Below are 12,560 nucleotides of genomic sequence, written 5' to 3'. Positions count from 1 at the left end.
TGCCATGACATCATTACAGATTTGGCTATGGCTCATCGTCGGCGGTTCGGTCGCCGTCTATATCGCCATCGCCTTCTGGTCACGCGCCGGCTCCACACGCGACTTCTATGTGGCCGGCCAGCGGGTCCACCCGATCGCCAACGGGCTGGCAACCGCCGCTGACTGGATATCCGCCGCCTCTTTCATCTCGATGGCCGGTCTGATCGCCTTCGCGGGTTATGACGCCTCGGCGTACCTGCTGGGATGGACCGGCGGCTATGTGCTGCTCGCCCTGCTGCTCGCGCCCTATTTGCGCAAGTTCGGCAAGTTCACGGTGCCGGAGTTCATCGGCGAACGCTACTACTCCCAGACGGCCCGACTGGTGGCCGTCATCTGCCTGGTCGTCATCTCCGTCACCTACGTGATCGGCCAGATGAAGGGCGTCGGCGTCGCCTTCTCGCGGCTGTTCGAGGTCGATCTCGAAATCGGCGTCTATATCGGCATGGGCATCGTCTTACTCTATGCCGTGATGGGCGGCATGAAGGCCATTACTTACACGCAGATCGCGCAGTATTGCGTGCTGGTCTTCGCCTACACCGTCCCGGCGGTGTTCATCTCACTGCAACTCACCGATACCGGCGTACCCCAGCTCAGCCTGGGTGCGGAGTATCTGCGCGACGGTGCCGACGGCGGGCTGTCCCTGCTCAATAAACTCGATGAGGTCGTCACCGATCTCGGGTTCAGCGCCTTCACGGCGCAGAAGGACAATACCCTCAACCTGTTCCTGCTGACCCTTTCGCTCATGATCGGCACCGCCGGGCTCCCCCATATCATCGTCCGGTTTTTCACCGTACGGCGGGTGGCGGATGCGCGCTCCTCCGCGGGTTGGGCGCTTCTGTTCATCGCCGTTCTCTACACTACCGCACCGACGATCGGCGCCATGGCGCGACTGAATCTCACGCAGACCATCCAGACCGGCCCGGTCGGGGAGCCCGCGGCCAACGTTGAAATCGCTCGGGTCCCGGACTGGATGAACCGCTGGCGTACGACCGGGCTGCTGGAATGGCAGGATCGCAATGGCGACGGCCGCATCCAATACTACAACGACCAAAACCCCGCATTCGCCGTCCAGGCCGCGGGTTTTGGCTGGAAAGGTAATGAACTGACCGCCATCGATAATGACATCATGGTCCTCGCCAACCCGGAGATCGCCCATCTGCCCGATTGGGTGATCGCCCTGGTGGCGGCCGGCGGCCTGGCCGCGGCACTGTCCACCGCCGCTGGTGTGCTCCTTGCCATCGCTGCGGCCATCTCGCATGATCTCCTGAAGGGCATGATCCTGCCGGCCTGTTCGGAGCGGACCGAACTGCTGGCGGGGCGGATCGCGATGGCCGCGGCCATCTTCGTCGCCGGCTACCTGGGGATCAATCCGCCCGGCTTCGCCGCGGAAGTGGTGGCCCTGGCCTTCGGCCTGGCCGCGGCCTCCCTGTTCCCAACCTTGATGTTGGGTATCTTCGATCGGCGCGCCAACCGGATCGGGGCCATTCTCGGAATGCTGGCGGGTCTGCTCTCGACACTCACCTATATCTTCTGGTTCAAAGGCTGGTTCTTCGTCAAGGGAACCGAGATGGCCGCCAATCTCCCGGACAATTGGTTCCTGGGGATCTCCCCGGAGGCGTTCGGCGCCCTGGGCGCGGCCATCAACTTCGGCGTTGCCTATGCGGTCTCCCGCCTGAGCGCCGAACCCCCGCAGGCGATCCAGCAGTTGGTGGACGAAATCCGCTTGCCCAAAGCCTCTCACTCCGTTGTGCAATCCTAAGAGGGATCAGCGTGGACGTTGAACTCGTTGAGATCCAGGAATTCCTGGCCAACCACCCACCCTTCGACAAGCTCCCGGCGGAAACCCTGGAGCGTTTGCCGAAACGGCTCTCGGTGCGCTACCTGCGCCGCGGCAGCGCCTTCCCTCCGGAGGATGCGGATCAGCCGTATCTTTACATCGTGCGCCGCGGGGCCGTGGAATTGCGTGACCCCGAGGGCGACCTGGTCGGCAAGCTGGCCGAGGGCGATCTGTGGGCCAAGCCCTGCGAACCAGGCGCCAACGACCCCAGCATTCGCGGCAACGCGGCTGAGGATGCGCTGTTTTACCTGCTGCCCTGCGAGGACCTCCAGACCCTGCGCGAGCAGCATATGGACTTCGCCGAACACTTCGAGCAATCGGCAACCAACCGGCTGCGCCGCGCCCTGGACGCGATGATCGAGACCCCGGCCGCGGGCTCCGGTCTGATGACGGTGAACGTCGGCCGCCTGGTCAACCGCATCCTCGTCCCCGCGACCCCGGAGACCAGTATCCGCAAAGCGGCACAGCTCATGTCCGAGCTACAATCATCCTCCCTGCTGATCATGGACGGCGAGCGGCTGGCCGGCATGATCACGGATCGGGACCTGCGCAGCCGCTGTATCGCCGCGGGGCTTTCCTACGACCGGCCGGTCCGCGAGATCATGACCGAACGGCTGCAAACGGTCGATGCCGAGACCCTGGGCTTTCAGGCGCTGATCACCATGACTCGGCTGAATGTCCACCACCTGCCGGTGATGGAGCACGGCCGCGTCGTGGGCATTCTCTCGACCACGGACCTGACCCGCGTCCAGAGCGCCAACGCCGTCTATCTGGTCGGCGACGTGCATCGTGCCCGCGACCTGGATACCCTGGTACAGATCAGCACCAAGTTGGGCGAGTTGCAGGTGCATCTGGTGAGCAGCGGTGCCACCGCGGATCAGGTCGGCCAGGCGATCAGCGCCATCAACGACGCGATCACCCTGCGCTTGATCGAGTTCGCCGAGGAGGAGTTAGGCCCCCCACCGGTCCCCTATGCCTGGATGGTCGGGGGCTCCCAGGCCCGGCGCGAACAGTCCGCCCACTCCGATCAGGACAATGCGCTGCTGATCGCCGACCACATGAAACCGGAAGACGATGCCTATTTTGCCGCGCTGGCCGGCATCGTCAACGACGGGCTCAATGCCTGCGGCTACATCTATTGCCCCGGCGATGTCATGGCCAGGAACCCCAAGTGGCGCCAGCCACTGCGTTTGTGGAAGAAGTATTTCAACACCTGGATTCAGCGCCCCGATCCCATGGCCTTAATGCTGTGCAGCGTCTTCTTCGACCTGCGGCCGGTCTATGACCCGGAGGGCATGTTCGAGGAGATCCACGACCAAGTCCTGCGCTTGTCGAAGAACAGCCGGATCTTCATCGCCTATCTGACCGCGAACGCCATCCAGCATCGGCCGCCGCTCGGCTTCTTCCGCAACTTTGTGCTGATCCACGGCGGTGATCACGATCAGACCTTCGATATCAAACACCGGGGCACCGTCCCCATCATCGATCTGGCGCGGGTCTATGCCCTATCCAGCGGCATCACCGAAACCAACACCCTGGAGCGACTGCGCACCGCGGCCGAAAACGGCGCACTGAGCCGCGAGGGTGCCGCCAATCTGACCGACGCGGCAGAGTTCATCGGAACCCTGCGCATGCGCCACCAGGCCGCACAACTGCGCCGAGGTGAAAAGGCCGACAATTTCGTCTCCCCGGACGAACTCTCACCCCTGGAACGCGGACATCTGAAGGACGCCTTCATCCTGATCGACAGGATGCAGGAGGCGCTCGGGCAGCGTTACCAGACTGGCCGATTCACCTAAGGCGCCGGGGCGTGCTGTCCCCGCTCGACTGGCGCCGACGCTGGCAGTTGCGGCGGACCCTGCCCTGTCCGCTGCGCGACTATCTGGCGCGACCGCTGCCGCCCAAGGGCCAGGACTATCGAACCACCGACTTTGTGGCGATCGACCTGGAGACGACCGGACTGGATGCGTCCCGCGATCTGATCCTGAGCGTCGGCTATGTCGTCTTGCACGGCAACCGCATCGATCTGAGCAGCACCTGCCACCGGGTGGTGCGGATCGACCGTTCCATTCCGGAAGCCAGCGCCGTGATCCATCAGATTACGGACGACCAATCCGCCCGCGGTCTGGAGCTCATCGACGTGATGGTTGAACTGTTGGACGTGCTGGCGGGCAAGGTCCTGATCGCTCACCATGCCAGCATCGAATGCGGTTTCCTGGGCAACGCCTGCCGCCGGTTATGGGGCGGCGGGCTGCCGGTGCAGGTGGTGGATACCCAGGTGCTTGCCCACCGGACCTTCGAGCGGCGCCAAACCGCCTTCAAGGCGTCGGATCTGCGTCTGCACTCACTCGGCGAGCGCTTCAACCTGCCGCGTTACGGCGCCCACAACGCGCTCAGCGACGCGCTGGCCGCCGCCGAACTCTTCCTGGCCCAAGCGGCTTACCGTGACAACGGCCAGGGGCTGCCGCTCAAGGAGTTCCTCTGGTGAGTCGGACCGGCTGACGGCTTGAGCCGGCGTGGCGCCTGGCGTAATCTGACAACTTGACCGTCGCCTGTTCGATTCAACCTTTGCAACCGTCCCATCGTCCGATGCGCAAACTGGATGACACCGATTTCGCGAGACTGACCAATCTCCTGCGCGACGCGCCGGAGCTGGCGGCGGGTTATTGCTTCGGCTCCCAGACGGACCCCACATGCCGGAATCCGCGCGATCTCGATCTCGCAGTGCTGGCGGCGCAACCGCTGGGCTTGCGGCGTCTGCTGGAACTGGGAGCCGACATCACCGACCTCATTGCCAACGACGCGGTCGACCTGATCGATCTCCACCAGGCCGGCCCCGTGCTCAAGTTCCAGGTCATCAAATCCGGACACCTGCTGTTCGCCCGCGATCAATCGCTGGTCAATCGCTTCGAGCTTGCTGCCATGCGCGAATACCAGGACTCCGCCTACCGTCGCCGGGTCCAATTCAGCGCGCTCTGTGCACGGCGGACAGCAGCGTGACACTGGAACCCCGCGTCGTCGAACAACGCCTGAAAAAACTCGACGAGACCATTCGTCGGTTGGAGCCCTTGGCGGCGATCCCCCGCGAGGCATTCATCGCCGATTTCCGCACCCACTGGGCCGCCGAGCGCGGCATCCAACTCGCGGCAGAGGCGGCATTGGACATTACCAACCACATCCTCGCCGGGCACTTCGACCGCTTTCCGGAAACCAATGAGCAGGGTCTGGACGCACTCTTGGAGACCGGCGTTATTTCCGCCCACACCCGTGCCCGTTTGCGAGGCTTTGGCCGTTTCCGCAACATCCTGGTCCACGGCTACCTCGAACTCGACGTTGGCCAGGTCTACGACCACCTTCAGCGGATCCCCGCGGACCTCGGTGCATTCGTTCAAGACGTGGTGCACTGGCTGGCAGGGGCTGGAACAGCAACAACTTAAGTCGCACCTACAGGCGTCTCGTTCGCCAACGCGGTCAGACAAGACAAACACAGACAGTCGCGATACTGCTCCTGAATGCGCAGCAGGGTCTCCTCGGACAAGTGAACTTGGGCGCACTCACAATGCACCGGATTGTTGAGCTTGCACTCGAACACCCGGCCACAGCGCGGGCAGGTCTTGACCTCGTGTTTGATCCAACACTCGGCCATGGTCTTCAAAGTCCTCTGACAACGCTGCGGCACGCCGCGCGTTCGGCGTTGAAGACGATGGCACACCCACACGATGGGCATCGCCCGTGGGAGCGGCCTCCGGCCGCGATGGGGGCTCGCCGGATCTCGCAGCGTCGGAGTTCACGATGGCCCCATCGCGGCCGGAGGCCGCTCCCACAAGATCGCCAGGTTATTTTCACAGTTATCGCCATCCCCCCAACACCTCCAGACAGATGGCGTTCATCCGCGCCGCTCGCTCCGGGCTGTCAGCCTCGGTGTAAGCACGCAGTTCAGGCGCATTGCCGGACGGGCGCAGGTGGGCGATCTCCCCGCTGGTGAAGGTGATGCGCAGCCCGTCGGTGCAGTCAATCCCGAACACCGGGCCGAAATGGCGGCCAAACAGCGCTTCCACGGCCTGGATGTCATGCGCCATATCACCACTGGTCAGGGCCGCAATGTGCGCCTGGCTGACCGCGGTCGGGAAATCCCGGATGCGGTCGCTGTGGGTAAAACGCCCGGGCAGATCCTCGGCCAGGGCCGACAGGCTCCGGCCCTGCTGCGCGGCGGCCTGGAGGAGACTGAGTGCGACCAGGACCGCGTCACGGGTCGGCAGGGCGGCCAGGGTGCGACCCTCGCACCGGATCGGGGTCTCCAGCAGGAATCCGCCGTTGGCCTCGTAACCCGCGACCGGGGCCAGCCCCTGAGCCCGCAGTTGCCGCATTCCCTCGATCACGAAGGGCGAACCGATCCGGGTGCGTAACACCTGGGCAAAGGCGCCGCAGCGCTCAACCGCGGTGTTGCTGCTCACCGGGGTCGCGACCGCGCTGACCCCGAGTTGGCGCGCGCACAGGATGCCCGCGATGTCACCGCGCAGCCAGGTACCGGCGGCGTCGGCCACCAGCGGCCGGTCACCGTCGCCGTCGGCTGACACCAGTGCATCGAAGGCCCCGCCCGCCGCCCAATCACGGGCCAGGGTCACATCCTCAGGGCGGATCGCCTCGGTATCGACTGGAATGAACCGCTCGGCGAAACCCAGACGCGTCACCTGGGCACCCAGCCCGGTCAGAATGTCCCAGTAAGCCTCGCGCGCGACGCTGGAGTGTTCATAACTGCCGATCCGCCAACCGCGCAGACAGCCGGCCGGAAAAAAATCCAGATAGCGCCGCACATAGTCATCATAGGCCGCCGACTCCGCGATCGGCAAAGCGGACGGCGCCCCATCCGCGAGCGTCCCGGCCGCGTCGAACAGCCCCGCCGGAAGCGTCACCGCTTGGGCGCGGATGCCTGCCTCGTCGGCCTTGAGCACTTCGCCGGTCGGCAGGTTGAACTTGATCCCGTTGCGGTCATCCGGGATATGACTGCCCGTCACCATCAGCGACGGGCAGCCGTGGGCAATCCCCCAGGCGGCCACCGCGGGACTGGGGATGCGGCCGAAGTGGCGCGGCTGACAACCCAGATCGCGAACGGCGCGGGCACAAGCGGCCAGAATGCGCCCGGTGCTGGGCCGTAAATCGCCGGCCAGACCGACATCCACACCCGGCCGCACGGCCCCCGCGGCGAGCAGATAGCCCAGGAACCCCGCCGTGTAGGCGTAACAGACCTGGTCGGTCATCGCCGCCGCGAGTCCGCGGGCACCGCTGGTCCCGAACCCAACCCCGCTCTCGTTCATCAGATCGCCGATATACATGAAAAACCTCGCTTGCGCCCTTACCTTGCGGCGAGGACGGTTACAGCCCGCGGGCGGGCAAGTCAGGGTCGGCCGCGACGCACCCGGCGGGGGGCGAGTATGCCACTGCACCCGGTCCCCGCCATGGAGCACGCGAGAGCACAAGGCGCTGCCGACACCGTCCTCCCGCGCACTGAAGCACGTCAATCGATTCGCAAACACTCAAACACTCCTGGAGACCTCCGCATGTTCGCTATCCCCCGAGTCCTGTCAATCGCGTCCGCGGCCGCACTGACCCTGGCCCTGAGCCAGGGTGTGGTCCTGGCGCAGCAACCGCCCGCGGCGCCGGCCGCTCCGGCCCCGGTCGCCCAGACACCTGCAGCCCCCATGCCCGCTGCCGCGCCGAGCGCAATGGACACCGCCCGTGCCAAGTCCGAGGCCCGCCGCGCGGAGCTGGATGCGGAGCGCGTCAAGCGCTACGAGGAATTGCGCGCGCGGGCCGCCGAGATCGGCGTGGACTTGCCCGCAACACCGCCCTGGGCCGGCGCGACGGCCGGCTCCGACCTGCCGCGGATGCCTGAGATGCCGCCTCAGGGCGCCGGAATGACACCCGAGGAAATGAGCGCGATGCGCGCTCAGCGGGAAGCCATGCGCGAGAAGATGCAGAAGATGACACCGGAAGAACGCAAGGCCGCTCGGGAAGCGCATTGGCAGGAGATGCGCACGCGCGCGGCCGAGCGCGGGATCGAGATGCCGGACTCCCCGCCCTGGGCCGAAGCCGAACAACGCTATAAGGCCGCCCAGGAACAGTTCGAGAAATACCGCAAGACCATCGATGAACTGACCCCCGAACAAGTGGAAGCGGCGCGGGCGGTCTTCGGCCGCGGCGGCCCCGGAATGCCGGGCATGAACGGCCCCATGCCGCCGATGGGTCCACGTGGACAGATGCCCCAAGGCGGTTATGGCTATGGTCCTCAAGGCGGCTATCCGGGATACGGCGGCTATCAGGAGGGGCAGGTCCCGATGGCACCGCCGGTCATGCCCGATGCCGGCGGGGGTATGGAGCAAGCACCGCCCCCGCCACAGGGCCACTGATCCAGCGGGTCGCGGGCCCGCCCGGGTCCGCGGCCCGCAACGAGCGGCCAGCGCTGACCGCTCTGTTCAGGTTCATTCGCCTTCGTTCGCGACCGAATCCGGATTCGCTTCGCCATCCGACAACCCGGCCACCCCGAGCCAGTGGTCCAGCACCGCCTGCACCGACTCAACGCCGGTCCGCTCGGTGGCCGAGAAGGTCAGCACCAGAACCTGCCCGTCCGCCGCGGCCGTCTCACGCGCCACGCCGAGTTGCGCGGCAAGCACCGCCCCGCGCTTGAGTTTATCGGCTTTGGTGAGGAGCAGCAGCACCGGCAGGTCGGCACGGCGCCCCCAGGCCAACATCTGCCGGTCATAGTCCGTCAGCGGATGACGGATATCCATCACGATGACCAGGCCGGCGAGTGCTCGACGGCGTTCGAGAAACTCTGCCATATGCGCCTGCCACTCGAGTTTGATGGATTCCGAAACCCGCGCGTAGCCATAGCCCGGCAGGTCCACCAGTCGGCGCTCGTCGTCCAAGCGAAAAAAGATCAACTGCTGGGTGCGGCCCGGCGTCTTGCTGGTCCGCGCGAGCGCGCGTTGATGGCAAATGGCGTTGATGGCACTGGACTTGCCGGCATTGGAGCGGCCGGCGAAGACCACCTCGCGCCCCAGATCCTCGGGCGCCTGGTCGAACCGTGTGGCGGCAGTCAGAAACTGCGCGCCTTGATAGAATGCATTCATCAGACAGTCACCTCGGTCGCGCCGGTTGCGTCGGCGGACCGCGACCAGGCACCCGATGTGCCGCCGGCCTTTTCAAGCAGACGCACCTGTTCGATGGTCATCCCGCGGTCCACCGCTTTGCACATGTCGTAAACCGTCAACAGGCTGATCTGGACAGCGCACAGCGCCTCCATTTCGACGCCGGTTTGGCCGGTGGTCTCAACCCTGGCACGGCAATAGACAGCCGCTGCCGCGGTGTGGACCTCGAACGCGATCTCCACCCCAGTCAACGCCAGCGGGTGGCACAGCGGCACCAAATCCGCGGTCCGCTTGGCGCCCATGATCCCGGCGATGCGGGCAACGCCGAGCACATCCCCCTTCTTGTGCCCACCCGCGGCGATCAGGGCCAGGGTGGCCGGCAGCATCCGGATCGAGCCCTCCGCGACCGCCACCCGGCGGGTGACCGCCTTGGCGGCTACATCCACCATGTGGGCCTCGCCCGCGGCATTGAAGTGCGTCAGTTGGGACATTGCGAAGATGACAAGAATCGCCTTAGAACGCCGGCTTCTCCGGGGCTTCCTCGAACATCTTCACGCTGGCCATGATCTCGGCGCGCGCTTCATCCACCCCGCCCCAGCCACCGACGCGGACCCACTTGCCCTCATCCAGGTCCTTGTAATGCTCAAAAAAGTGAGCGATCTGATCGAGCATATGCACCGGCAGGTCGCGGAAACTCTCGACGTTGCGGAAGCCCTTGTAGAGCTTATCGATCGGCAGGGCCAGGATCTTGGCGTCATCGCCCGACTCATCCGTCATGGTCAGCACACCGACCGGACGACACTTGATGACCGAGCCCGAGATCAGTGGGTAGGGCGTCATGACCAGCACGTCGACCGGGTCACCGTCGGAAGACAGGGTGTGGGGCACATAGCCGTAGTTGCAGGGATAGTGCATGGCGGTAGACATGAAGCGGTCCACGAACATGGCCCCGGTAGTCTTATCCATCTCGTACTTGACCGGGTCGGAATGCGACGGAATCTCAATGATGACATTGATTTCATTTGGAACATTAGCGCCGCGGGAGACCTTCGAAAGATCCATGACTCGACCTCGTGGGAACTGAAACGGATGATTGGGAAAGGCACAACAAGGCGCAGGACCCGCACGGGCACTGCCCCGGCGCCAAGCCTTCTAATTGTATGCCAGAAGACCCCGTAAAATCCCGCTTCCGATCATCCCGGATCCGGCAATTGCTCACACAAAGACACAAAGAACACGAAGAAAAACAGATCACTGAAAACGTCGGGCCGATAATCGCGCGAAGGACCTGCTAAACCAACCCATCGCGTTAAATATCTTTGTGATCTTAGTGTCTTTGTGTGAGAACTGCCTTTTTCCGGGTAGAAAGAAAAAAGGCCCTCGCGGGCCTCTGAAGGGCGTCGGCAGTACTGCCGACGCCGACTGCGTTGTCCGGGGCGCAGAGCACCCCGAACCGCAGGATCGCTGACAACAGGATCAATTACAACAAGGGCACGATCAGCAGTGCCACGATGTTGATGATCTTGATCAGCGGGTTCACGGCCGGGCCGGCGGTGTCCTTGTAGGGGTCGCCGACCGTGTCACCGGTGACCGCCGCCTTGTGGGTCTCGGACCCCTTGCCGCCGAAGTTGCCGTCCTCGATATACTTCTTGGCATTGTCCCAGGCACCGCCGCCGGCGGTCATGGAGATGGCCACGAAGAGACCGGTGACGATGGTGCCGATCAGCATGCCGCCCAGGGCGATGGGGCCTAAGATCAGGCCGACCAGGATGGGCAGGCCCACCGGCAGCAGGGAGGGAATCAGCATCTCGCGGATGGCGTCCTTGGTCAGCATGTCCACGGCGCGGGAATAATCCGGCTTCTGGGTGCCGGCCATGATCCCAGGCATCTCGCGGAACTGACGACGAACCTCGTTCACGATGCCGCCGGCCGCGCGACCGACCGCCTCCATGGCCATGGCGCCGAACAGATAGGGCACCATGCCGCCGATGAAGAGCCCGATGATGACCATGGGGTCATTCAGACTGAACTCCGTGTTGCCGCCCAGCGCGTGGGTGTAGTCGGCGAACAGGACCAGGGCCGCCAGACCGGCGGAGCCGATGGCATAGCCCTTGGTGACGGCCTTGGTGGTGTTGCCGACGGCGTCCAGCGGGTCGGTGATGGCGCGGATCTTCTCGTCCATCTTGGCCATCTCGGCGATGCCGCCGGCGTTGTCGGTGATCGGGCCATAGGCGTCCAGGGCCACGATGATGCCGGTCATGGAGAGCATGGCGGTCGCCGCGATGGCGATGCCGTAGAGCCCGCCGAGCCAGTAGGAGGTCAGGATCGCCAGGCAGATGACCAGCACCGGGGCGGCGGTCGCCTTCATGGACACACCCAGGCCGGCGATGATGTTGGTGGCATGACCGGTCTGGGAGGCGGCGGCGATGTGACGCACCGGGGCGTACTCGGTGGCGGTGTAATACTCGGTGATGACCACCAGCAGTCCGGTCAGGCCCAGACCCACCAGGGCGGCCAGGTACAGGGAAAAGTTGCTGTGGGCCGCGGCATACTCGCCGCTGCCGATCGGGTTGAACAGGAAGGTCAGTGGCAGGAAGGCCACCGCGGCGATGCCGCCGGCCACGATCAGGCCGCGATAGAGGGCGTTCATGATCTTCTCGCCTTCCTTCGCCTTGACGAAGAAGGTGCCGACGACCGAAGCGATGATGGACACGCCGCCCAGGACCAGCGGAAAGACGACCGCGTTGGTGTCCTTGATCAGGAGCCAGCCGAGCAGCATGGTGGCGACCGTGGTCACCGCATAGGTCTCGAAGAGGTCCGCGGCCATACCGGCGCAGTCGCCCACGTTGTCGCCCACGTTGTCGGCGATGACCGCCGGGTTGCGTGGATCATCCTCCGGGATGCCGGCCTCGACCTTGCCCACCAGGTCAGCGCCCACGTCGGCGCCCTTGGTGAAGATGCCGCCGCCCAACCGGGCGAAAATCGAGATCAAGGAGCCGCCGAAGCCCAGACCGACCAAGGCGTGCAGGATGGCGTCCTGTTTGAGCGGATCGGCACCGCCCAGCAGGGCGTAATAGCCGGCGACGCCCAAGAGCCCCAGACCGACCACGAGCAGACCGGTGATGGCGCCGCCACGGAAGGCGACCTGCAGGGCGGCGTCAAGGCCGTTATGGGCGGCCTGCGCGGTGCGCACGTTGGAGCGCACTGAGATGTACATGCCGATGTAGCCGGTGGCCCCGGAGAGCACCGCACCGATCACGAAGCCGAGCGCGGTCTCCCAGCCCAGAAAGAGCAGGATGAGGACGGCGAGCGCACCGCCGACCATGGCGATGGTGGTGTACTGGCGATTGAGATAGGCCTGGGCACCCTCTTGAATGGCGGCGGCAATCTCGCGCATCCGCGCGGTGCCGTCGGGCAACGCGAGTATCCACTTGACTGACCAGAGGCCATACCCGATCGCCACCAGGGCGCACAGGATGGCAAAAGTCGTACCGAACGATGACATAGTGACGTGACTCCTCGATCATTAAACCCTG

At 64.9% G+C, this 12,560-nt stretch carries 12 protein-coding genes; 6 read left to right on the top strand and 6 right to left on the bottom strand.

Translation table 11 applies throughout. The features are described from left to right. The first annotated feature begins 4 nt into the window (after nt 1–4). From A39O_RS0101730 to hepT, 5 genes are all read left to right on the top strand, one after another. Nucleotides 5–1,798 (top strand): sodium:solute symporter family protein, encoded by a 1,794-nt coding sequence (locus tag A39O_RS0101730; RefSeq protein WP_020502994.1) that lies wholly within the window; start codon nt 5–7, stop codon nt 1,796–1,798. A gap of 11 nt (nt 1,799–1,809) precedes the next feature. Then, nucleotides 1,810–3,675: a putative nucleotidyltransferase substrate binding domain-containing protein gene (locus A39O_RS0101725; RefSeq protein WP_020502993.1), complete on the top strand. Its 1,866-nt coding sequence runs from the start codon at nt 1,810–1,812 to the stop codon at nt 3,673–3,675. A gap of 11 nt (nt 3,676–3,686) precedes the next feature. Next, a complete protein-coding gene (locus A39O_RS0101720) occupies nt 3,687–4,364 on the top strand; it encodes a 3'-5' exonuclease (protein ID WP_020502992.1) in 678 nt (225 codons plus the stop codon). Between the two features lie 101 nt (nt 4,365–4,465). Further along, nucleotides 4,466–4,876 (top strand): type VII toxin-antitoxin system MntA family adenylyltransferase antitoxin, encoded by a 411-nt coding sequence (gene mntA, locus A39O_RS40175; RefSeq protein ID WP_020502991.1) that lies wholly within the window; start codon nt 4,466–4,468, stop codon nt 4,874–4,876. Next, nucleotides 4,873–5,313 (top strand): type VII toxin-antitoxin system HepT family RNase toxin, encoded by a 441-nt coding sequence (gene hepT, locus A39O_RS40170; RefSeq protein ID WP_020502990.1) that lies wholly within the window; start codon nt 4,873–4,875, stop codon nt 5,311–5,313. The genes mntA and hepT overlap by 4 nt, the downstream gene beginning before the upstream one ends. Here hepT and A39O_RS0101705 read toward each other — a convergent pair. Both A39O_RS0101705 and A39O_RS0101700 read right to left on the bottom strand, forming a co-directional pair. Next, entirely contained in the window at nt 5,310–5,522 is a 213-nt protein-coding gene (locus A39O_RS0101705) for a cysteine-rich CWC family protein (protein WP_040526863.1), read from the bottom strand. The genes hepT and A39O_RS0101705 overlap by 4 nt on opposite strands. 202 nt (nt 5,523–5,724) lie before the next feature. Beyond that, nucleotides 5,725–7,209 (bottom strand): phosphomannomutase, encoded by a 1,485-nt coding sequence (locus tag A39O_RS0101700; protein WP_020502988.1) that lies wholly within the window; start codon nt 7,207–7,209, stop codon nt 5,725–5,727. 225 nt (nt 7,210–7,434) lie between these two features. Here A39O_RS0101700 and A39O_RS42010 point away from each other — a divergent pair, with 225 nt between their 5' ends. Next, entirely contained in the window at nt 7,435–8,283 is an 849-nt protein-coding gene (locus A39O_RS42010; RefSeq protein ID WP_051088748.1) for a hypothetical protein, read from the top strand. Between the two features lie 72 nt (nt 8,284–8,355). On the opposite strand, the gene yihA is transcribed toward A39O_RS42010, so the two are convergent. The 4 genes from yihA to A39O_RS0101670 all read right to left on the bottom strand — a co-directional run bounded on the left by yihA (nt 8,356) and on the right by A39O_RS0101670 (nt 12,529). Beyond that, a complete protein-coding gene (gene yihA, locus A39O_RS0101690) occupies nt 8,356–9,006 on the bottom strand; it encodes a ribosome biogenesis GTP-binding protein YihA/YsxC (RefSeq protein ID WP_020502987.1) in 651 nt (216 codons plus the stop codon). Then, nucleotides 9,006–9,515, bottom strand: a complete 510-nt coding sequence (moaC, locus tag A39O_RS0101685) for a cyclic pyranopterin monophosphate synthase MoaC (protein WP_020502986.1) — start codon at nt 9,513–9,515, stop codon at nt 9,006–9,008. Before moaC ends, yihA begins: the two co-directional genes overlap by 1 nt. A 22-nt stretch (nt 9,516–9,537) precedes the next feature. After that, nucleotides 9,538–10,086, bottom strand: a complete 549-nt coding sequence (ppa, locus tag A39O_RS0101680) for an inorganic diphosphatase (protein WP_020502985.1) — start codon at nt 10,084–10,086, stop codon at nt 9,538–9,540. A 418-nt stretch (nt 10,087–10,504) separates the two neighbouring features. Then, nucleotides 10,505–12,529, bottom strand: a complete 2,025-nt coding sequence (locus A39O_RS0101670) for a sodium-translocating pyrophosphatase (RefSeq protein WP_020502983.1) — start codon at nt 12,527–12,529, stop codon at nt 10,505–10,507. Between the last annotated feature and the right edge of the window lie 31 nt (nt 12,530–12,560).

Origin of the sequence: Lamprocystis purpurea DSM 4197 (assembly GCF_000379525.1) — a bacterium.
Classification (GTDB): domain Bacteria; phylum Pseudomonadota; class Gammaproteobacteria; order Chromatiales; family Chromatiaceae; genus Thiodictyon; species Thiodictyon purpureum.
Note: the sequence above shows the minus strand (reverse complement) of the source record. Positions and strands in the feature narration are given on the sequence as shown.

Bases quoted from the DNA above. Each gene is read 5' to 3' on its own strand.
- A39O_RS42010 (WP_051088748.1), top strand. From the start codon at position 7,435: ATGTTCGCTATCCCCCGAGTCCTGTCAATCGCGTCCGCGGCCGCACTG.
- A39O_RS0101730 (WP_020502994.1), top strand. From the start codon at position 5: ATGACATCATTACAGATTTGGCTATGGCTCATCGTCGGCGGTTCGGTC.
- yihA (WP_020502987.1), bottom strand. From the start codon at position 9,006: ATGAATGCATTCTATCAAGGCGCGCAGTTTCTGACTGCCGCCACACGG.
- A39O_RS0101670 (WP_020502983.1), bottom strand. From the start codon at position 12,529: ATGTCATCGTTCGGTACGACTTTTGCCATCCTGTGCGCCCTGGTGGCG.
- moaC (WP_020502986.1), bottom strand. From the start codon at position 9,515: ATGTCCCAACTGACGCACTTCAATGCCGCGGGCGAGGCCCACATGGTG.
- A39O_RS0101705 (WP_040526863.1), bottom strand. From the start codon at position 5,522: ATGGCCGAGTGTTGGATCAAACACGAGGTCAAGACCTGCCCGCGCTGT.
- mntA (WP_020502991.1), top strand. From the start codon at position 4,466: ATGCGCAAACTGGATGACACCGATTTCGCGAGACTGACCAATCTCCTG.
- ppa (WP_020502985.1), bottom strand. From the start codon at position 10,086: ATGGATCTTTCGAAGGTCTCCCGCGGCGCTAATGTTCCAAATGAAATC.
- A39O_RS0101700 (WP_020502988.1), bottom strand. From the start codon at position 7,209: ATGTATATCGGCGATCTGATGAACGAGAGCGGGGTTGGGTTCGGGACC.